Source organism: Wolbachia endosymbiont of Oedothorax gibbosus, from assembly GCF_936270435.1.
GTDB lineage: Bacteria > Pseudomonadota > Alphaproteobacteria > Rickettsiales > Anaplasmataceae > Wolbachia.
The window spans coordinates 1,621,900-1,642,985 of sequence record NZ_OW370567.1 but is presented as its reverse complement, the minus strand read 5'-3'; the positions used below and the strand labels follow the sequence as shown (position 1 = coordinate 1,642,985).

Genomic DNA, 21,086 nt, shown 5'->3' with positions numbered 1-21,086 from the left:
TACTAGGCACACTATATAAAATTTCACCTGAATATTGCACATATTTTCATATTAGTCAAAGTTATGACCTGAGCGAGAGCCCATCGTCTATCCACATTTTTGCACATGGATCGTATTTTGGTTCTTGACCAAGGTAAAATTGTAGAAGACGGCACACACCAAGAACTGCTCGATAAAAATGGAATGTATAAAACCCTATGGGACGCACAAGTTGGTGGATTTTTGCCAGATAAAAAGGAAGGTGGTGAAGATTTACGATAGACTAATTTTCACTGTATACTTATTACGATCACATGAAAATCTTGAGTAAACAGAATGACTAAACTTTCAACCTACCTTAAGTCTATTTTTTTAAAATACAAAATATATCTTTGCTCATTGTGTCTAATAGCAATTACTGCATCTGTGTCTAAAACAATTAAAAGTTATAATATAAAAGAAATCATCGATTCAATCCAATTAAACACCAATGTTACAACATTATTAATGCTGTTTGTTTTTTACACACTTATGCATCATGGAATGTTTTTTATCACTCGGCTATTAGATATAAAGTATAAACCTATAATACTAGCTGAAACTATAACTAACATGTATACAAAAACACTTGGGCATTCATTACATTGGTTTGATTCTCATTTATCAGGTGAAATCTCAAGTAAGATTACAGATTTTCAAAATAGTTTAACCACTTTAATAGGCTCCTGTTTTCAGGCTTTGAACAATGTAGCAACCGTTGTTATAAGTATATTATTTCTTTTTAGCATTAATGTAACATCGGCAACTGTAATACTTGCATTTGTAACAATTTACACACCAGTTATAGCTTTTTTATTAAAAAAGCAAATGGAACTTCAGGAGCAATATGTTGCGGCAAGACAAGAAACTCTGGGGATTATAAATGATTCTATAGCAAACATATTCGGCATAAAAATTATTGGTAATGTGTGGACGGAGTTTAAGCTAAAGATAACTCCGGCATTGTTACGCTGGCAAGATTCAGAGAAAAGAGTCCGTAAATTTGATGCTTATTGGGTAGATAATGCCGATACAATCATGGTGACTATTATGTGTGCTGTGCAAATTTATTTACTGGCTTATTTATATCAGAGCGGACAAATTACCGCAGGTGGTTTTGCTTTTATTTCAATGATTACGCTTAATGTACATGAAGAACTGGATGATTTTTTAAAAAATCTGTTATTTAGTATAAACCCAGGAATCGCATCAATGAAAGCGTCATTTTCATTTATTAATCGTGATTATGACATCGAGGATATGCCAAATGCAGGGCTTCTTACAAATGTGCGTGGCGAAATTAAATTTGAGAACATATGCTTTGCATACAGTGGAAGTAAAACTGATGTGCTACATAATTTCAATTTACATATTCAATCCGGTCAGAGAATCGGCATTGTAGGCATTTCTGGTGCAGGAAAAACAACTATCATTAAGTGTTTGCTCCGGTATTTTGATGTGCAGAGTGGACAAATCCTTATCGATGACCAAAATATCACCAATGCTACACAAGAATCTTTGCGGGCAAATATATCAGTAATTCCGCAAGATATTACTATGTTTCATAGAACTATCTTGGAAAATTTACAGCTTGCTAAACATGATGCAAGTTTTGATGAAGTTGTTGAAGCATGCAAAAAAGCAAAAATCCACAAAGATATTATGCAAATGACCAACGGGTATCATTCTATTGTAGGCGAGAGGGGTGTTAAAGTAAGTGGTGGACAAAGGCAACATATTGCAATTGCAAGAGCTATTTTAAAAAATGCTCCTATATTAATTCTGGATGAAGCAACTTCTGCACTTGATACTCCAACAGAACAGTTAATACAAGAATCACTCAACGAAGTACTTGAAACAAGCAATGCTACAAACCCCAGTTATGGATTAACCAACGAAGTAAAGCTGAGAAATACAGGGCTTTTTCGATTGCATTGAATAAGAAATGAGGGTAGAAAAAATATGTACCAAGAAATTTACTGTGGATCTATGCCGAGTGTGCTCAAGTTCAAATTTGTTTTTTAGGCAGCCAAAAACCGTTTCAACAATCGATCTTTTCCCTAGTAAAATCTTCTCTTTCAGCGAAATCAGTGCATTTTTCATACCTTTTTTCACTTTAGTGACGAGTTTTAGACCTCTATCGAATAGTTTCTCAAAGAGCTCTTTCTTTATATAGCCCTTATCTCCAAACAAAAGTCCAGTTAGTTTTTTGGTTAGAGTTGGTACAGGTTTTCTGTCATCGACGTTACCTCTGGTTAGCGTAACACCTTGAATTTCACCTATTTCATTGATTACTACATGTAATTTAAAACCAAAAAACCAGCCGTAAGTATTCTTTCCTAACTCTGCTAATCCTTTGAAAACCTTATTTCTTGAGATTCTTTTTCGATGGCATACTGCTATTGAAGTAGAATCTATGTAGGAAATCCCGGTCATTTTTGCTTGTTCACAAAACCATTGCAAAAGTAATGCTAAATACCACAAAACTCGCGGCTTTAAGGCAATAAATCTGTGATATGAAGGCAGCTTTGAAAACTCTGATCTATAGAATAACTGAAGATAACAAAGATAAAAAGCCTTGAAGTTTTTACATGGTGATTTATGGTATAATAGGATTATGGTTAGAATTTCTGAGTGCGCTATTTCTGGTACTCTGGTTGGTTTTTTGCCGTTTGATAAGAACCTATTTGCAAAATTATCATCTACCGCACGACAAAAATCCTCGACGCAACAGTACAGTTCTGTAATATCTTTCTTCATGGGTAACCTCTTATTATTACTAAAATACTCGAGTTTACCCTGTTTCCCTCTTCTTAGTTATACTTTTATCTATTTTCTAATCCATAACTGAGGTTACAACTATCGTTATTGCCCATCGTTTATCTACACTTTTGCATATGGATCGCATTTTAGTGTTTGATCAAGGCAAGATTGTAGAAGATGGCATGCATCAGGAACTTCTTGATAAAAACGGAATGTATAAGACTCTGTGGGATGTACAAGTTGGTGGATTTTTGCCGGATAAAAAGGAAAATGAGGAAATGGAATGTTCAAAAGCTACCTAAAACTTTATATTCCGGGCTGTTGAAAAAGTATAGATATAGCTTAATCCACAAAGGTAGAGACATTTTTAAGGATAAAGTAAACGGCATTAGCAAACATGCGAGATATTTTTCGAATGTTGTGCTTAATTTTAAACCAATAGTGCTCAATAGGGTTGAGATCTCACTTTTACTCACAATTTTGAGAGGTCATTATGTGAAGCATAACTATGCTCTCCTTAAGGTTTTCATAGCCCCGCCATAGAGTCATAGACCCTGGTACTTTTTCTATTCATAAATCCACCCAATTTTCCTAACCAAATAATAGCTGTATCCATTCAGGATAGCGGCAAGACCATAGAGTAAAAGTGAGTTTACAACAAATGGTGTCATCCCAGTGCTTCTTTTTTTGTCATCCCAGTCTGGGATGGCTTTGTTGCATAGCAACTGAAAAAATCTGGTAGCTACTGACAAAATTCATTATAAAATAGCCATTTAACCTTTGAAGAAAAAATATGCCACAAAAAATGAGAGTCAGTAACCAAAACGAATATAACAAATTTCTAGAAAAAAGAGGAAATATTTTTCATTATATCAACGAAGCCATAGAAAATTGGTATGAAATTGGGCCAAAAATGCAGGGCGGCAAATATATTTACAGTGATAAAGTCGTAATTTTGGTGCATATAATCGTCAATCTTTTTAGAATTGGTTTAAGACAAACGGTAGGGTTTATAAAAGGATATTTGCAACAAATAGGAAGAAATTTGCAGCTATTCACAAGCATCAAAAGAAACTTAATATTAAGATAAATGATTGCAGAAAATAATATGGAAGATATCGAAATTGCTATAGACAGTACAGATATACAACAATACTCCTGAAGGAAAATAGCAAAGATAGAAAGTATTGCAGCTATAGAAAATTGCATGTAATGTTGAATATATAGCTGTAAAATACAGTAACGGTCTGATCACTATGGAGCTTGTGATTTGCTAAAAGAAGTTCATGCCATAAAAGCACTATATGCAGATAGAGCATATGATAGGCACAAGTTTTATAAGTTGTGTAACGAATATGATATAAAGGCAAAAATTCCACCAATAAACAATGCGGCAGAACATCCAGAAATAGATTATATGTCTGACAGAAATGCTGCTATTAGATTAATAAAATTATACGGTGAAGATGGCGTGAAAGAATGGAAAAAGAAAGTAAATTATGGGAAAAGATCTTATGTAGAAGGTTTTTTCTCGCGACTGAAACAAACATTCTGGTTTAGTTTTCGGAACAAATCTGAGGTTAATCGTGAGAAGGAACTGCGACTCAAGTGTTATTTGCTCAATAAATTCACTGACATTGGTATGCGAAATGGCTACATGAATTTATCGTAAATTACTACCAGTATAAGGTGCGATGCAACAAAGCCATGCCAGTGTCAGCTACTTGCATGACACCCATTTGTTCCTATAGTTGTCTTTTCTCGTCTACCTTATTTTGCCACTCTGCTGAACAGATACCTCTAATTTTATGTACAGAAAGCTTCAAGCTTTATTGAGATTTTGCTTATGGTAAATTACGCACATAATCAACCAAGTTAAGGAAAGTGCAAACCAAGTGACTGCATATTCCAAATGCTTCATTGGCTGTATAGTTAATTTACTGCCAAAATCGTCCTGCCACAATACACACTTCTCTAGCTCAATACCTAATTCATTGGAGATTTCTTCTGTGTTAAAAGTAAACCACGTATTCGAAGCAGTATCATTCTTGATAAACCAATTTTTGCTTTTACTGCTATCGCAATATAAAACTCCACCTGCAGCTACTTTTTCAATTTTTGCTCTTTCCTCTTTTTTTTCTTTAACTATTCCTTTGTTCACTAGCATATAATTTCCAGTAGTAAGTAGCATAGGAGATAACACATGATAGCCACGTTGTCCTGCAAAAACGTATAGTTCTATATCACTTAGAATCCCATCAATCTTGACATGTCTGTAGTTAAATTTCGCAAGATCATCATTGAGCAACAGATGAACAACAGGAAGATTCATATTTTTGATAATATTATTCTTCCAGTTCAATCTGAATATTTGCCATAATCCTAAAAAAAAAAGAAGTGAGCAAGGTATAATTAAAATAAATACTGTTTTTTTTAACACTCTATATTTGTGTTCTTAAATAGTTTTCAACACCCATTAGTTCAATAAGGTCAATCTGTTTCTCAATCCAATTGAAATGCTCTTCTTCATTCTTTAACATCTCTTCTAATAACATTACACTAACAAAATCTTTTTCTTTCTCAGCGATAGAAATCGTTTCTTTGATATCCGTAATACCTTTTCCCTCTAATTTTAAATTAGCCTCTAAGATTTTCTGTATTGTGTCTTTTGTGAACTTTCCATCATGCTTTGATATTTCGTTTGTATCCTGAAAATTTGGGATTCCTTTAAATAACAAAATTCTTTCTGCCAACTTGTTTGCATGTTCAAGTTCCTCGTTAAGCTCATTTTTTACCTTTTCTGCAAGTCTATTAATTCCATTGTTTTTGAGAATCGCAAAATGCAAAAGATACTGACGTACAGAAGTCAGCTCATTGGTCAATAATTTGTTCAAACGTTTTACTATCTCTCCATTCATAATCTTTCCTTAGTTCAATTCATCAGCATAATTTATATGATAACAATGATTATAGCAACTCATTTAATAGTTCCTTTGATAACAACCGTATTGAATGAATACGCGCTAAAGTTAACAGCGATAAAGTGCTAAACGCCATCATGTCTTTAGGAGAGTTTGCTAATGGAGGCTCTTAAGTTGACGTCATTGGCTGAACAGATACAAAGTTTAGCTTTTAGCCTATGATCCCTTTAAATGACAGTTTCACTACAAAACTTAACTTTTTTCTATGCAGTTAGCTAAATCAAGAAAGGTGAATCTATCTCTTGTTGCAAACGCAAGATTGACCACTTTACAATATTGTTCTTTATTCCAACTGAGGTGCTCTGGTAAGTGTGGAATTGATAGATCTTCAAATATTTTTTGCAGGTGTTTTGCAGGTAGTAAATTTTGCTTAATTAAACTGGAAATATTATGCCATTCTTTACAAATAATCTCTTGGATTTTTTGCTGCATAATTTGCTTCTGTTCAAAAGTTCTTACAAATTCAATATTATCAAAGCACTGAGTTATATGTTTTACATCTAAAGTGGTCGGTTTGATAATCGGGTTTTGTATTGATAATATCTTTTCCTGCAAATTAGCCATGGTAATCGTCGTAACAGCAATTTTTTCGCCATGTAGTGAGGAATGGTCTCTTGTTACCATCTCCATTGCGTGAGCTATCATATGCTCTCCTTGGCTTGCAGAATAGCTGCCTTTTGATATTACCATTCCAAGTCCTGAAATTAGTAGAACTTCCATAAGTAATAGGACCACTTTTCTACTTCTTTTAGTAAGCGCCGTATACTCTCTTAGCAAAATTTGCTCCAAATCGCGAACAAGTGTAAAAGGTAATTCATTGTATTTTGTGCCAAGCAACAAATGAGATAGTAGCCAGTCAGCCTGAACTGTTGAACGACAAATGAAATCTGCAAATCCGCTTAATGTGAGGCGCAGTGGTGCATTGGCAAGTATGTCTATATCTATATATATCGCTCTTGGAAGATGTGCTTCGAACGATTTTTTATATCCATTCACTAATATTGAAGCATTTGCAGATGTATATCCATTCATGGAAGCGGCTGTTGGGAACGATATATAATCTTTTTTCTCGAGGTAGCTTGCATATTTGCAGATATCGTTAACAGTTCCAGTCCGCTACCAAATGCAACTATTAAATCACTGTCTTTTGCTTTGTTTCTAACTAGATTTACGGTTTCAAGAGAGGCAAGTGTCATTTTTCTACTTGGTGTCATCCAAGTAGCTGACACTGGAATCCAGGAAAACAACTTATGGATTCCAGTGTTACGCGCTGGAATGACAGGTGGGGCTGGAATAATTAAATGAGAAATTTTATTAAATACGTTTTTATTTAAAAGTTTTGCTGTATTTTCATCTGCAACTAGAAAGATGTCATTTCCGTGTCGTGTGCATATTTCATAGATATCATCAGCAAGGTGGTAATCTGTTATTACTTCCCTTAAAAAAGTTTGTTCGGTTTGATGTAATATTTGTTTTAAATAGTGCATAGAGTGTTTACAATATAGCAATATAAGTATTTTAAGATTGACATGAAAATTGACCCTGTAGAGCTAACTAAGAAATTGATCTCTTTTGAGAGTATAACACCAAGGGACAGCGGGGCAATAGAGTATATAGCAACAATCTTCAAGAAGAGTGGCTTTGATTGTGAAATTTTAGAGTTTGGTGATAAAGTTAAAAATCTTTATGCGAAATATATAAATGGAGTACCAAATTTGTGCTTTGCTGGACACGTTGATGTTGTACCACCAGGTCAATTAAAAGATTGGACATTTGGTCCATTTAATCCAGAAGTGAGGGATGGAATGTTATATGGGAGAGGGGCTGCTGATATGAAAAGCGGAATAGCTGCATTTATTGCTACTATGGTAAATTTGATTGCAGAGAAGTTTCAATTTAATGGTTCGATAAGTGCATTGATTACCAGTGCTGAAGAAAGCACGGAAGAATATGGAACAAAGGCAGTTTTGGAATGGATGAAAAGTAAGCAGAAAAAGATAGATTTTTGTGTAGTTGCCGAACCAACCAGTAGTGAGAAATTAGGTGATACCATAAAAATAGGCAGAAGAGGTTCTGTAACATTTGAATTAATTTGCCATGGAAAACAAGGGCACGTTGCCTACCCAGACCTAGCAGATAACCCAATATATAAGGTAATATCGATATTGAGTAAGGTAAAAAATACTACTTTTGATCATGGTAATAAATATTTTCAGCCTTCACATTGCGAAGTTACTACTATCGATGTTGGAAATAATACTAGTAATCTAATACCTGGCTCAGCAACTACACGTTTTAACATTCGATATAACAATGAACAAACACCGGGTGGCTTATATAAGCTGATTGATGAAATGTGCTCCAGTGTAACTAACGATTATAAACTTTCTATGCATAGCAGCAGGGACGTTTTCCTCTCTACTCCCGATAGAAATACTGATATTATGCTTGATGCGATAAATAAAGTTACCAGTATTGATGCTGTGCTGAGCACAAGTGGTGGCACATCTGACGCTGCGTTTATCAAAGATGTTTGTCCAGTGATTGAATTTGGTATAATCAACAAAACCGCACATCAGATAAACGAATGCGTATTAGTAAACGATATACACAAATTAACAGCTATATATAAGGAATTTATAGAAAATTATTTCAATCCCACTAATAAAATATTGAATCAGGTCAACGTGATTAGTAATATATCTAGTGGTCCATTATTAGCTTAGATGTAATTAAATCTCTTGCATAACTGTTGTTTGAGTAACAATTGGTATCATTTCAGCATGTGACGTAAAAACCATGAGAGCTACAAAAACTTCCTTGACAAACTCCTTCAACCCCCTTATCATGAAACTGAAGGTATTCAGTTATCTTCATCTGTGCAGATTAAACAGTAAGAAAACAACGTAGTTGGCGTCTTATTTTTAATTTTTTGCACTATGTGCACCTTATGTCTTCACAGTATTGCTAGCTATATAAGCTGAAACGCGCTGTTTAAGAAAGTATAGTACGCCAATTTGCAGGATTAGAGAGTGAACACTAATTACTACGGGGTTTCTTTTGCCTTTTTTTCTGCTTAGTAAATTTCTTAAACATTTTAGCTAAGGTGAGTTGCACTTAAAAGCAGCTAAATTGCAGTGTTTAAGACTTAAAAAACGCCAAATACTGAAAATAGACAATGACCAGGGCTTCTTTTGCCTTTTTTTTATTTGGTAAATTTCTTAATATCTGTAGCTAACATGAACAAACATTTGAGAGTAACTTCCGCTAGTAGGGTGTCATCCCAATGCCCTCTTCTTGTCATCCGAGTAGCCCCTCTTTTTTGTCATCCCAGTGCGTGACACTGGGATCTAATTTTTTATGCAAAATTATTATATTTATATAATTGCAAATAGATACAATTTGAAATAATTTATACTATGAAGTTACGAAATGAGATCCCAGTGTCACGCACTGGGATGACAGGGGAGGGAGGCATTGTCCTCTTGGATGGAAACCAGTGTCAGCTACTCGGATGACAGGAGAAGGTATTAGGATGACAACGTCATAAAGTAAAATGAGATCCCAGTGGGCTTTGTTGCATCGCACCTTATACTGGTAGTAATTTACGATAAATTCATGTAGCCATTTCGCATACCAATGTCAGTGAATTTATTGAGCAAATAACACTTGAGTCGCAGTTCCTTCTCACGATTAACCTCAGATTTGTTCCGAAAACTAAACCAGAATGTTTGTTTCAGTCGCGAGAAAAAACCTTCTACATAAGATCTTTTCCCATAATTTACTTTCTTTTTCCATTCTTTCACGCCATCTTCACCGTATAATTTTATTAATCTAATAGCAGCATTTCTGTCAGACATATAATCTATTTCTGGATGTTCTGCCGCATTGTTTATTGGTGGAATTTTTGCCTTTATATCATATTCGTTACACAACTTATAAAACTTGTGCCTATCATATGCTCTATCTGCATATAGTGCTTTTATGGCATGAACTTCTTTTAGCAAATCACAAGCTCCATAGTGATCAGACCGTTACTGTATTTTACAGCTATATATTCAACATTACATGCAATTTTCTATAGCTGCAATACTTTCTATCTTTGCTATTTTCCTTCAGGAGTATTGTTGTATATCTGTACTGTCTATAGCAATTTCGATATCTTCCATATTATTTTCTGCAATCATTTATCTTAATATTAAGTTTCTTTTGATGCTTGTGAATAGCTGCAAATTTCTTCCTATTTGTTGCAAATATCCTTTTATAAACCCTACCGTTTGTCTTAAACCAATTCTAAAAAGATTGACGATTATATGCACCAAAATTACGACTTTATCACTGTAAATATAGTTGCCGCCTTGCATTTTTGGACTATTTTCATACCAATTTTCGATAGCTTCATCGATGTAACGAAAAATATTTCCTCTTTCCTGGAGAAATTTGTTATATTCGTTTTGGTTACTGACTCTCATTTTTTGTGGCATATTTTTTCTTCAAAGGTTAAATGGCTATTTTATAATGAATTTTGTCAGTAGCTACCAGATTTTTTCAGTTGCTATGCAACAAAGCCATCCCAGACTGGGATGACAAAAAAAGGAGCGCTGGAATGACACCTCTCTTGGGCTCTTTTAGCCACAAATATTAAGAAATTTACCAAACGAAAAAAAAGGCAAAAGAAGCCCTGGTCATTGTCTATTTTCAGTATCGGCGTTCTTTAAGTCTTAAACACTGCAATTTAGCTGCTTTTAAACGCAACTAACCTTAGCTAAAATATTTAAGAAATTTACTAAGCAGAAAAAAAGGCAAAAGAAATCCCGTGGTAATTAGTGTTCACTCTCTAATCCTGCAAATCGGCGTACTATACTGTCTTAAACAGCGCGTTTCGGCTTGAAAACCCAGAAATGTTGTGAAGACATAAGGTGCACATAGTGCAAAAAATTAAAAATAAGACGCCAACTACGTTGTTTTCTTGCTGTTTAATCTGCACAGATGAAGATAACTGAATACCTTCACCATCATGATAAGGGGGCTGGCGGAGCTTGTCAAGGAAGTTTTTTGTTTCTATTCCCAATGTTATATGGTTATGCAAGAAGTCTAGTGTTATGCGCTGAAATGACACCATCTAAAAATGGTAATTATGATATTGAGATAATTAAATGTAAGGGAATTAAGAGAAATCTTTAATTACAATTAAATAGTGCTTCAGCAAATTCTTTGCTAGTAAACTCCCTTAAGTCTTCTATACTTTCGCCAATTCCTATAGCATGTAACTTTACCTTATAAGCTTCTGCAAGTCCAATTACTACTCCACCTTTAGCGGTGCCATCTAGCTTTGTTACAATTAGCCCGGTAACATTAACCATTTTGCTAAATGCTTCCAATTGGCTATAAGCATTTTGGCCGGTAGTTGCATCAAGAACTAAAATAACATCGTGAGGGGCAGTGTCATCCAATTTCTTTATCGTTCTATATATTTTTGATAACTCCTCCATAAGGTTCACATTATTTTGTAGCCTTCCTGCTGTGTCAATTAGAACAACATCAACGTTATCTTTTATAGCTTGACTTACAGCTCTATATGCCACACTTGCAGAATCGCTACCATACTCTCCAGTAACAATAGAGCAATCAGAACGTTCTGCCCAAATGTTTAATTGTTCACTAGCAGCAGCTCTAAATGTGTCACACGCAACAAGCATAACGGATTTTCCCATTTCTTTATATTTATATGCGAGCTTACCTATAGTTGTGGTTTTACCATTACCGTTTACTCCGCACACCATTATTATATGTGGTTTTTTATTTAAAATTAACGGTTGCACGACAGGGTTTAATATAGCTTCTATTTCGTTCATTAACTGCCGTGTGATAATGTTATGCTCAACTTCCTTGTCAAATTTGATGCTTGTGAGCCTGTCAATAATCAACTTAGAAGTTCTATGACCAATATCCATGCTAATTAGCAATTCTTCTAGCTCATCTAAAAGCGACTGATCTAATTTTTTTTTGCCAGAAAAAATACTCTTCACCCCGTCGCTAAAGCGAGAAGAAGTTTTTAACAGGCCTTTATAAAGGTTACCAAATAAACTCAAGGGAATACTCCTTTTAAAATTACAAACTTAATATAGAGAATGACACGCACTGAGTGTATTTGTAAAGTAAATACACTCATTTTAGTGTTATTTTGTGAGTAAAATTCCCGTGATACTAGTGTATTTTACTTTAGTTTTTCACCTAAATATGTTATAATGTAAGATAATGGTTTATAGGTAATTTTATGAGTTATAATGAGAAAATATTAGATCATTACGAAAATCCAAGGAATGTTGGCTCTCTGGATAAAAATGATCCAAGTGTTGGTACTGGTTTAGTTGGTGCACCATCGTGCGGTGATGTGATGAAATTGCAGATAAAGGTCAATGACAAAGGTGTTATTGAAGATGCAAAATTTAAAACTTTTGGTTGTGGTTCTGCCATTGCTTCAAGTTCTTTGTTAACAGAGATGATTAAAGGAAAAGCTATTGAAGATGTAACACAGATAAAGAATACTCAAATAGTGGAAGAGTTGTCTCTACCTCCAGTGAAGATACACTGTTCGGTGCTTGCTGAAGATGCTATAAAGGCCGCTATTTATGACTATCAAAGCAAACAAAGTAAAGGTGGACATTGAGAACTAAAGCATGAAAGAAGTAGGCGGAGGTGAAACTGTAAAAAAGAATAAAAAACTTATCACTATAACTGCAAATGCAGTAGAAAGGATAAGGTATTTATTGGATCAAAAAAAGCATGCTAACCTTGAGAAATCAGAAGAAGCAATAGGAATAAGAGTGCTAATTAAACAAAAAGGATGTTCTGGTTTAAAATATGATATTGAATATGCGTATGATACTCGTCCTTTAGAGTCGATGATTGAGGAAAACTGCAGTGATGACCAAAAAGTTAAAGTGTTGATCGATCCAAAATCCGTCATGTTTATTCTTGGCTCTGAAATGGATTATGTAGAAGAAAAATTTTCATCGGGTTTTGTTTTCAAAAATCCTAATGAGAAAGGAAAATGTGGTTGTGGAGAGAGTTTTCATGTCTAGCAACTATTTTGCATTGTTTGAAATTGAACCAGCTTTCAATATCAGCTTTGATGAGTTAGAGAAAAAATATATTGAGCTAAGCAAGACTGATATAAATGAAAGACAGTCCAAAAACATGGAAAATATCAACAAAGCTTATCAAGTGCTAAAGTCACCACTAAAACGTGCTGAGCATTTGCTGGATTTTTTTGATGTAAAAAGCCAAAAGGACCACTTAAATTCTAAAATACTGAGTGAGTCAATGGAAATAAGGGAGTACTTGCTAGACTGTGACGACTTACAATTTGCAAGTAGAATGATTGATGAAAAAATAAAAGGTTGCATTAAAAACCTAATTAATGCTTTTGCTGTAAAGAATCTTGATGGAGCTGCTACACAAGTCTTAAGATTGAAATATTTATATAAGTCATTTGAGGAGGTGAAGAAAAATGCAACCAATTCAAATTTCTGAACCAAATTCAAATGAAGTAGTTTTTGGTATAGACCTTGGCACCACCAATTCTTTGATTGCTATGGTAAATAAAGCTGGCAATGTAAAAGTATTTAAAGATAAGCAGGGAAGAGAGCTATTGCCTTCTGTTATTTCGTATGAAAATAATACATTAAAAACTGGCTACGATGTCAACTCAGGTGCAATTTATTCGATAAAACGTTTAATGGGTAAAAGTGTTAAAGATTTGAACAAGATGGGTGTTTATTTTGAAATAGATCATGAAAGCGAAAAAGTTATTAGAATAAAATGCGCAGAGGAAAAGTATCTTACTCCTGTTGAGATTTCTGCTGAGATATTAAAAGCTTTATGCGAGAGGGTGAAAAAGTCTATAGGAATGGAAGTAAAAAAAGCAGTGATTACTGTGCCAGCTTACTTTGACGATTCAGCACGTAACGCAACTAAATATGCAGCAAAATTAGCTGGCATAGAAGTTCTTCGCCTCGTTAACGAGCCAACCGCTGCAGCGCTTTCTTACTCCATTGAAAAGAACAATAATAGTGGAATATATGCAGTTTATGACCTTGGTGGTGGAACATTTGATATTTCGATATTGAAATTGCATCAAGGAGTGTTTCAAGTCCTTGCGGTTGGTGGTGACACCAAACTCGGCGGTGATGATTTTGATCACCTACTAAGTTCAATTGTGCTTAATAAGTATAGAGAAAAAGTAGGTCTAAATAAAGAATGCTCTAGTGTCATCCAGTACCCTGACTACTTGGATCCAGAAAATCTAGCTGCAAATGAGCACGCTGGGCAATTGTATAGTAAGAACTGGATTCCAGTGTCAAGCACTGGAATGACAGGGCCATCATTTATTGAAGCACGTTCTGTGAAAGAATATCTGAGCAAAAACACTGTAGGTGCTTTTGAATTCAACATTAGACCTTACCCTGTCATCCCAGTGCGTGACACTGGGATCCAGGAAGAAAAAAATATGTGGATTTCAGCGTCACGCGCTGAAATGACATCTAACCGAGTTGTTAACGGCAAGCCATTTGAATGCGAAATTACTAGGGAAGAATTCGAGCAGGCGATCAGTCCTTTGGTTAACAGGACTATCAATATAGTCACTCGTACTATAAGCGATATAGATCTTAAAATTGACGATATAAAAGGAGTAATTTTAGTTGGTGGTGCAACTAGAACACCATTGGTTCAAAATTCACTAGTCAAACTCTTTGGAAATAAAGTACTAAATGACGTGGATCCAGATAAAGCAGTTGCCATTGGGGCAGCTCTGCAGGCTCATGATTTAACTTCGAGCTCAAAAGATAGGAATATTCTCCTGGATGTTCTACCTTTATCACTTGGCATAGAAACTATGGGAGGCATAGTTGAAAAAATCATACCAAGAAATACGCCACTACCAGTTTCAGAGATAAAAGAGTTTACAACTTATGTTGATAGGCAAACAGCAATGAAAATTCACGTTTGTCAGGGAGAACGTGAAATGATAGAGGATAACAAATCTCTAGCGCAGTTTGAACTAAAAGGTATACCGCCACTGCCTGCAGGTTCTGCAAGAATTGAAATAGAATTCACAGTTAACGTTGACGGAATCTTGACTGTTACTGCAAGAGAAAAAGCTACTGGAATTGAGCAGACAGTTGAAGTAAATTCAAGTTTTGGCTTAAGTGAAGCCAACATACAAGATATGGTCAATCAGTCAGTAAACAACTTTGATGGAGACATAAAGGCTCGTTCCCTTGCAGAGGCTAAAATCAATGGCAACAAATTCATACAGTTAGTTGAAGGCAATAATGGCTTTTCCACTGACCAAAAGTTGAAAATTTTATTACAGAACGCAAAAAACGCTTTACAAAGCAACGACTTGAATGAAATTAACAACGCTATCGTCGAGTTAGAAAATTCTTCTTTAGAGTTGTGTGAATTAACAAGTAGGTAGAAAAAACGTATCCGTTCAGGCAATGGCGTCAACTTAAGGAAAAATATCAGTAATTGTGTGTAAAGTTTCTCTCTAAATTTTTACCATTAAATTATCCAAAGAGTGAAGAAAACAGCACTTTTGTTTTTATTTTGTTTCAACAAAAAAGTTTAAAATGTATCCTTTTTAGGTGAAACATGCAAAAAGGAAGTATCCGTTCAGCGGAGCGGTAAAATAAAAAGTAGACAAGGAGTGCTAAAAACATAATATCGCAAGTAGTATGTGTGGTCTGATCTACTAGCTAGTCTTCTCAAGCTCTGTGAAAGCTTTAAAATAGAGATAGAGCAACTAAAAGCAGAGATAAAGAGGTTAGAGATAGAAAACGAAAATTTTAGATCTGAGAATAAGGCGCTAAGAATCGAAAATGCTGAATTAAAGGAAAGACTTGGTTTAAACTCGAAAAATTCATCTCTACCAAGCTCTAGAGACCCCAGTTATGGATTAACCAACGAAGTAAAGCTGAGAAATACAGGGCTTTTTCGATTGCATTGAATAAGAAATGAGGGTAGAAAAAATATGTACCAAGAAATTTACTGTGGATCTATGCCGAGTGTGCTCAAGTTCAAATTTGTTTTTTAGGCAGCCAAAAACCGTTTCAACAATCGATCTTTTCCCTAGTAAAATCTTCTCTTTCAGCGAAATCAGTGCATTTTTCATACCTTTTTTCACTTTAGTGACGAGTTTTAGACCTCTATCGAATAGTTTCTCAAAGAGCTCTTTCTTTATATAGCCCTTATCTCCAAACAAAAGTCCAGTTAGTTTTTTGGTTAGAGTTGGTACAGGTTTTCTGTCATCGACGTTACCTCTGGTTAGCGTAACACCTTGAATTTCACCTATTTCATTGATTACTACATGTAATTTAAAACCAAAAAACCAGCCGTAAGTATTCTTTCCTAACTCTGCTAATCCTTTGAAAACCTTATTTCTTGAGATTCTTTTTCGATGGCATACTGCTATTGAAGTAGAATCTATGTAGGAAATCCCGGTCATTTTTGCTTGTTCACAAAACCATTGCAAAAGTAATGCTAAATACCACAAAACTCGCGGCTTTAAGGCAATAAATCTGTGATATGAAGGCAGCTTTGAAAACTCTGATCTATAGAATAACTGAAGATAACAAAGATAAAAAGCCTTGAAGTTTTTACATGGTGATTTATGGTATAATAGGATTATGGTTAGAATTTCTGAGTGCGCTATTTCTGGTACTCTGGTTGGTTTTTTGCCGTTTGATAAGAACCTATTTGCAAAATTATCATCTACCGCACGACAAAAATCCTCGACGCAACAGTACAGTTCTGTAATATCTTTCTTCATGGGTAACCTCTTATTATTACTAAAATACTCGAGTTTACCCTGTTTCCCTCTTCTTAGTTATACTTTTATCTATTTTCTAATCCATAACTGAGGTCTAGAGAGTTGTACAAAATAAAAAAGGACAAGCCAAAGAGCGACAGAAACGTCGGTGGTCAGGTTGGTCATAAAGGAAGTTTTCGCGCCAAAATGGATGCAGATGAGGTGATAAAAGTAAAGTTGTCATCTACTTGTGAATGCGGAGGAGAGATTGCAATATGCAAGGGACCGTACATTCATCAAAAAGTTGATCTTCCGTAAATTAGGCCTTATGTAGTGGAATATCAATGGTCGTTGCCGGAGATGCGGGAAAAGAAGAAGCAGTAAGTTACCAGAAGGTGTTACGCCAGATACATTTGGTCCAAAAGTTAAGTCAACAATCGCGGCGCTGAGCGGATTTTACAAGAACTCGAAAAGAGAAATAGCAAATATTATAAAAAATATTTTCAACCTGGACATCAGTGTTGGTAGCGTGTCAAATAGCGAGGCTAGAGTTGCAGAAAAATGCCAAGAAGCATATGAGCAGATCGAACAAGAGATAAGTAGGAGTAAAGTTCTACTTATTGATGAAACGAGCCATTATAAGAAAGGTAAACTCGCTTGGTGTTTGCAAGCAATACGGCAAGTTTTGTAAAATTTACAGAGTCAAGGGGAATGAAAGTTTTAAAAAACAGTGTATGCTGCAATCGTAATAGCTTGGTAGTATAGCACTTCTCATAATAATCCGAACAGATCATAGAAAGGCAGAATCAACAGCATGACGAAAAGACTTGAATAGAGGAATGTTTTTCCTGACTCTGTTTTTTATAGCAAACCAATGATGTTCAATTTTGTTAAAATCTGGAGAATACGGTGGCAGATACAAAATTTCTGCACCAATCCCTTTAGCAAGCTTAATGATCTTATCAGACTTATGAAAAGTAGCATTGTCAAGAATGACAGTTTGTCCAGGTTCCAAGGTCGGTATCAAAAATTGCTCAAACCATCCATTAAAAATATCCATATTACAGTGGCCTTCAAAGGTTAATGGAGCAACTATTTTTCTTTCACTTAAAGCTGCAATCATACTGATTCGTTGAGTTTTCTTCCCAGATTTTAGGGCATAAAACCGCTGTCCCTTCTGACAATATCCATAGGGGTAGTCTTCAGTGTTGTCAATGCCAGACTCATCTATATACACTAAGTTTTTAGGTTCTTTTGTTGCTATAATTTTCAAGAATTTAGCACGTTTTTCTTCGCTTCTTTCCTTGTACCCATAGGTCTTTTTTTGCGTGTAAATCCAATTTTTTTCAGGGCTCGGTGGATAGTTTGGATACTAACGTTGCTCCAAAGTTTAGCCATTTCCAATAGAGTCTTTCCTCCGTTTTCTCTGGCAAATTTAGCAAAGGCATCCCAGTCGGTAATTTTGTGATTGTAACCTCCATTTCCAAGTTTTTTTGATTGAAAGTCACCTGTTTCTTTTCTTCTTTGCTGCCACTCCCACAAAGTAGTTCGTCCAATTTTAAATCTTGCTGCCACTGTTTCTCTGCTTTCTCCCTCGTCTAGAGCTTCCATTGCTTTTTTCCTTAAGTCATAACTATATGCTGCTGGCATACCTACCTTCACTACTACAAATCCTTATTTTACCTTATTTGGACTATTATGAAAAGTACTATAACTGACAGATATGCAGCATACAATTATTTTTCTGATGAAAAGAGGCAAATTTGTTGGATCAAGGGATTTTGAAACATAGTTGGAACATTGAGGTCAAAATTCTCGGCTGTTATTTGAGAGATGTTGCTGCTGAGTTGTTTGCACTGAAAAAAGCTCTGTTAAAAAATGAGATAGATGTTTTTAGATTTGCCAGACGCGCAAGAAAATTGCGAAAGCGTACACGATGTTACTTGAAGGAAATATCTCCCTTACCTGAAGCAATTGGAGCTTCTCGAGTTGCAAAAAATATTTTGAAATCTGAAAGAATGATGTGGAATTTTTTGAATGATTCAGAAAACATTCCATTGACATGCTGAACAACAGATACGACACTATGTCGTTTACCGTAAAAACTCATATTTTACACAATCACAGCGAGGAAACACATTCCTCGAACGGATAATTTCATTATACTTAACATGGAAACAAAGGGGCTTTCCAAAATCTCCTATCTATTGTTTCTTAAACCACTCTGATGAACGGATACCAACAAACAACCTTGCAGAACGGCAAATTAGACGGCTATCGTAAAAACAGCTTTTTCACTTGGTCAGAACGTGGAGAAAGATTTGTGGAAAGAATGTTGTCAATATTTTTGACATCACGTCTCAATGCCCTTTCAAAAATTACAGAGTTTAGTTGCTACTCCTGCTTAGTATTAAGAGATCCGTGAACGGTTACAAAGTTCTGAGTGCTGTGTAGCAGTTGTGTTAAAAGTTAATAGAAAAATAGTGCAGTGTCTATTATCTGTCCATTATCCATTTCAGTATATTAGAAAAAATCTATATCAGAATCACTACCGCTGTACCTTAAATTTCTTTCTTTCTCCACAATACAACTTACCTGATACAAATAGAGCTGCTATGAGATAAATTAAATTCCATGTTGCTAAGGAAACACCTAGAACGTAATGAGGTCTGTCACAAGATGGAGAGTAATTAGGATTTAGTAGATTATTTCTCAGCTCTTCTATACTAACGTTACCACCTGCTTGCTCTGTGCATCCTAAAACGTCATGAAATAAGTGGAGTTCAAGACCTACATGATAAAAAGATATTATTGCACCTACAAGGTAACTGCAAAACATTGCATAGATTAAAATTTTGTTATTTTTCAGTATACACGCTACTGCAAGTAACCCTGCAACATAGTAAACTACCCGCTCGTATGTACATAACTTGCATGGCAGCATATTGAAAAAATACTCTAGCACATATGCAAAAATTAGAGCAAAAGCACTTGATAGCAGAAAGATTGCAGGAATTCTGGAATTATTACACATAACTTTAAGCAAATTATCCCTGAAAGTATAAAGCAGAGTATTCATTTTACATAGGGATTTTTATTTTTTTTCAAAAGTAGCCTAACTGGTACGCCGTCTGCAAAAAAAAATTTTCTAAGGTCATTAATTAAATAGCGTTTGTAACTTTCATCAACACTTTCAGGTATGTTACATATCAAAGAAAAAGCTGGAGGTTTAGTACCAATTTGAGCGATATACTTCATTTTAACTGCTTTGCCTTTTACAAGCGGGTGAGAATGTTTTTCCACAGCATCTATTAGCCACTTATTCAGTTTTGCAGTGCTGACTTTCTTGTTCAAAGATTCACTCACTTCAAGACACTTATCTATCACATCGCCGCAGCGCATGCCTTTCAACGCAGAAATTGTTACAGTTGGCACTTCCAAGAATAACCGAGTCACTTCCTGTTGTTTGACAAATTTTATTAACTTACTTCTGTCATCCTTACCTATTAAATCCCACTTATTTAAAACAACAATAATCCCTTTCCCCCCCTTAATTGCAGCTTCACCAATTGATAAATCCTGCTGCTCAATGCCAAGCAGGGAGTCTAGCATTAAAACTACCACATGAGAGCGCTTGATTGATTCCAAGCTTTTTTCAACAAATCTTGATTCTAAGCCATCTACAACATTCGCCTTTCTGCGGATTCCTGCAGTATCAATGAGAGTAATTAGCTCCCCATTATGATCATATACAATATCTACAGAATCACGTGTGGTGCCTGGCTCTGAATTCACTATTACTCTGTTTTCTGTAAGTAGGCTGTTTAAAAAAGTTGATTTTCCGACATTTGGGCGACCGATTATCGAAATTCTTAATTTACCGGACTCATTAGAGCTCTTATTGTCATCCCAGTGCTTGACACTGGGATCCATACTATTTTTTTTCTGGATTCCAGTGTCAAGCACTGGAATGACACCGAAAGGAGGACTATTTGCACTGATATTTTCAATAACACTAGCCAACGCATCATAAAGATCAACCATACCAAGATTATGTTCGGCTGAGATGTATACCGGGCCAAGAAAATCAAAAAACTGCAAATAATCAACATTTTCAGACTTATGACTCTCGCATTTATTTGCTATCAGTATCACAGGTTTATTTATTTTTCTCTTCAGCCACTTTGCAAACTCTTTATTTCGCTCATTTTGCACTTTTGCATCAACAAGAAAGAAAATTATATCTGCACTCAATAAAGAAAATTCGATTTGTTCAATAACTTGCAGTGAAAAATTAGTTTGGTCGTTCCATCCTCCTGTATCTATAACTTTAAACTCCAGATCGCTAATTCTCCCTATTCCCTCACGTCTATCCCTCGTCACCCCTGGAATATTACTTACCACTGCCGCTTTTCTTCCCACCAATCTATTAAAAAGAGTTGATTTACCAGCATTTGGCAGGCCTACTATAGTGATTTTTAGCATAATTCAAGGGCATCTTCTATGTA

Annotated in this window: 14 protein-coding genes and 8 pseudogenes; 12 read left to right on the top strand and 10 right to left on the bottom strand. The window is 35.2% G+C overall.

What is annotated here, in order from left to right:
* Positions 1-78: 78 nt before the first annotated feature.
* Positions 79-261, top strand: a pseudogene (locus NBW39_RS08400) (hypothetical protein); the annotation flags it as partial.
* A gap of 54 nt (positions 262-315) precedes the next feature.
* Entirely contained in the window at positions 316-1,956 is a 1,641-nt protein-coding gene (locus NBW39_RS08395; protein WP_250295182.1) for an ABC transporter ATP-binding protein, read from the top strand.
* Here NBW39_RS08395 and NBW39_RS08390 read toward each other — a convergent pair.
* Positions 1,906-2,778 carry an IS982 family transposase gene (locus NBW39_RS08390; RefSeq protein ID WP_250294632.1) on the bottom strand — a complete coding sequence of 291 codons (873 nt, stop codon included), beginning with the start codon at positions 2,776-2,778 and terminating at the stop codon, positions 1,906-1,908. The two genes, NBW39_RS08395 and NBW39_RS08390, sit on opposite strands and share 51 nt — an antisense overlap.
* Before the next feature lie 95 nt (positions 2,779-2,873).
* Here NBW39_RS08390 and NBW39_RS08385 point away from each other — a divergent pair.
* Positions 2,874-3,083: pseudogene (locus tag NBW39_RS08385) on the top strand (hypothetical protein); the annotation flags it as partial.
* Positions 3,084-3,574: 491 nt separating this feature from the next.
* Positions 3,575-4,453 (top strand): annotated as a pseudogene (locus tag NBW39_RS09280) (transposase).
* A gap of 150 nt (positions 4,454-4,603) precedes the next feature.
* On the opposite strand, the gene NBW39_RS08370 reads toward NBW39_RS09280, so the two are convergent.
* The 3 genes and pseudogenes from NBW39_RS08370 to NBW39_RS08360 form a co-directional block, all read right to left on the bottom strand.
* The gene (locus NBW39_RS08370) at positions 4,604-5,221 is read right to left on the bottom strand and encodes an SURF1 family protein (RefSeq protein ID WP_250295180.1); all 618 of its coding nucleotides are present in this window, start codon (positions 5,219-5,221) and stop codon (positions 4,604-4,606) included.
* Position 5,222: 1 nt separating this feature from the next.
* Positions 5,223-5,699: a bacterioferritin gene (gene bfr, locus NBW39_RS08365; RefSeq protein WP_250295179.1), complete on the bottom strand. Its 477-nt coding sequence runs from the start codon at positions 5,697-5,699 to the stop codon at positions 5,223-5,225.
* Positions 5,700-5,954: 255 nt separating this feature from the next.
* A pseudogene (locus tag NBW39_RS08360) lies at positions 5,955-7,249 on the bottom strand (iron-containing alcohol dehydrogenase).
* Positions 7,250-7,291: 42 nt separating this feature from the next.
* Here NBW39_RS08360 and dapE point away from each other — a divergent pair.
* Positions 7,292-8,488 (top strand): succinyl-diaminopimelate desuccinylase, encoded by a 1,197-nt coding sequence (gene dapE, locus NBW39_RS08350; protein WP_250295177.1) that lies wholly within the window; start codon positions 7,292-7,294, stop codon positions 8,486-8,488.
* 879 nt (positions 8,489-9,367) lie between these two features.
* Here the strand turns inward: dapE and NBW39_RS09275 are convergent.
* Together NBW39_RS09275 and ftsY are read right to left on the bottom strand one after the other, a co-directional pair.
* Positions 9,368-10,246, bottom strand: a pseudogene (locus NBW39_RS09275) (transposase).
* 696 nt (positions 10,247-10,942) lie between these two features.
* Positions 10,943-11,854, bottom strand: a complete 912-nt coding sequence (gene ftsY / locus NBW39_RS08335) for a signal recognition particle-docking protein FtsY (protein ID WP_250295176.1) — start codon at positions 11,852-11,854, stop codon at positions 10,943-10,945.
* 185 nt (positions 11,855-12,039) lie between these two features.
* Here ftsY and iscU point away from each other — a divergent pair, with 185 nt between their 5' ends.
* The 5 genes and pseudogenes from iscU to NBW39_RS08310 form a co-directional block, all read left to right on the top strand.
* Positions 12,040-12,432, top strand: coding sequence for a Fe-S cluster assembly scaffold IscU (gene iscU, locus NBW39_RS08330; protein WP_250295175.1), 393 nt, complete (start codon positions 12,040-12,042; stop codon positions 12,430-12,432).
* A gap of 10 nt (positions 12,433-12,442) precedes the next feature.
* A complete protein-coding gene (locus NBW39_RS08325; protein ID WP_250295174.1) occupies positions 12,443-12,847 on the top strand; it encodes a HesB/IscA family protein in 405 nt (134 codons plus the stop codon).
* Entirely contained in the window at positions 12,840-13,298 is a 459-nt protein-coding gene (locus NBW39_RS08320) for an iron-sulfur cluster co-chaperone HscB C-terminal domain-containing protein (RefSeq protein WP_370273648.1), read from the top strand. The genes NBW39_RS08325 and NBW39_RS08320 overlap by 8 nt, the downstream gene beginning before the upstream one ends.
* Entirely contained in the window at positions 13,276-15,246 is a 1,971-nt protein-coding gene (locus tag NBW39_RS08315) for an Hsp70 family protein (RefSeq protein ID WP_250295172.1), read from the top strand. Before NBW39_RS08320 ends, NBW39_RS08315 begins: the two co-directional genes overlap by 23 nt.
* 261 nt (positions 15,247-15,507) lie before the next feature.
* Positions 15,508-15,714: pseudogene (locus NBW39_RS08310) on the top strand (IS66 family transposase); the annotation flags it as partial.
* Between the two features lie 12 nt (positions 15,715-15,726).
* Here NBW39_RS08310 and NBW39_RS08305 read toward each other — a convergent pair.
* Positions 15,727-16,599 carry an IS982 family transposase gene (locus NBW39_RS08305; protein WP_250294632.1) on the bottom strand — a complete coding sequence of 291 codons (873 nt, stop codon included), beginning with the start codon at positions 16,597-16,599 and terminating at the stop codon, positions 15,727-15,729.
* A gap of 93 nt (positions 16,600-16,692) precedes the next feature.
* Here NBW39_RS08305 and NBW39_RS08300 point away from each other — a divergent pair.
* A pseudogene (locus NBW39_RS08300) lies at positions 16,693-17,340 on the top strand (IS66 family transposase); the annotation flags it as partial.
* Positions 17,341-17,368: 28 nt separating this feature from the next.
* Here NBW39_RS08300 and NBW39_RS08295 read toward each other — a convergent pair.
* Positions 17,369-18,228, bottom strand: a protein-coding gene (locus NBW39_RS08295) for an IS630 family transposase (RefSeq protein WP_250294642.1) whose coding sequence is annotated in 2 segments (ribosomal slippage) — positions 17,369-17,904 and positions 17,904-18,228 — 861 coding nt in all. Because the reading frame shifts where the segments join, the coding sequence is not laid out codon by codon here.
* Positions 18,229-18,288: 60 nt separating this feature from the next.
* Here NBW39_RS08295 and NBW39_RS08290 point away from each other — a divergent pair.
* Positions 18,289-18,796: pseudogene (locus tag NBW39_RS08290) on the top strand (IS66 family transposase); the annotation flags it as partial.
* A 330-nt stretch (positions 18,797-19,126) separates the two neighbouring features.
* Here NBW39_RS08290 and NBW39_RS08285 read toward each other — a convergent pair.
* Positions 19,127-19,657, bottom strand: coding sequence for a disulfide bond formation protein B (locus tag NBW39_RS08285; protein ID WP_370273646.1), 531 nt, complete (start codon positions 19,655-19,657; stop codon positions 19,127-19,129).
* Positions 19,654-21,063, bottom strand: coding sequence for a ribosome biogenesis GTPase Der (gene der / locus NBW39_RS08280; protein ID WP_250295170.1), 1,410 nt, complete (start codon positions 21,061-21,063; stop codon positions 19,654-19,656). Before der ends, NBW39_RS08285 begins: the two co-directional genes overlap by 4 nt.
* Positions 21,064-21,086: the final 23 nt, after the last annotated feature.

Excerpts from the sequence above, each read along its gene's own strand:
- NBW39_RS08285 (WP_370273646.1), bottom strand. The coding sequence starts at position 19,657 with ATGAATACTCTGCTTTATACTTTCAGGGATAATTTGCTTAAAGTTATG.
- dapE (WP_250295177.1), top strand. The coding sequence starts at position 7,292 with ATGAAAATTGACCCTGTAGAGCTAACTAAGAAATTGATCTCTTTTGAG.
- NBW39_RS08395 (WP_250295182.1), top strand. The coding sequence starts at position 316 with ATGACTAAACTTTCAACCTACCTTAAGTCTATTTTTTTAAAATACAAA.
- NBW39_RS08390 (WP_250294632.1), bottom strand. The coding sequence starts at position 2,778 with ATGAAGAAAGATATTACAGAACTGTACTGTTGCGTCGAGGATTTTTGT.
- iscU (WP_250295175.1), top strand. The coding sequence starts at position 12,040 with ATGAGTTATAATGAGAAAATATTAGATCATTACGAAAATCCAAGGAAT.
- bfr (WP_250295179.1), bottom strand. The coding sequence starts at position 5,699 with ATGAATGGAGAGATAGTAAAACGTTTGAACAAATTATTGACCAATGAG.
- NBW39_RS08305 (WP_250294632.1), bottom strand. The coding sequence starts at position 16,599 with ATGAAGAAAGATATTACAGAACTGTACTGTTGCGTCGAGGATTTTTGT.
- NBW39_RS08325 (WP_250295174.1), top strand. The coding sequence starts at position 12,443 with ATGAAAGAAGTAGGCGGAGGTGAAACTGTAAAAAAGAATAAAAAACTT.
- der (WP_250295170.1), bottom strand. The coding sequence starts at position 21,063 with ATGCTAAAAATCACTATAGTAGGCCTGCCAAATGCTGGTAAATCAACT.
- NBW39_RS08315 (WP_250295172.1), top strand. The coding sequence starts at position 13,276 with ATGCAACCAATTCAAATTTCTGAACCAAATTCAAATGAAGTAGTTTTT.
- NBW39_RS08320 (WP_370273648.1), top strand. The coding sequence starts at position 12,840 with ATGTCTAGCAACTATTTTGCATTGTTTGAAATTGAACCAGCTTTCAAT.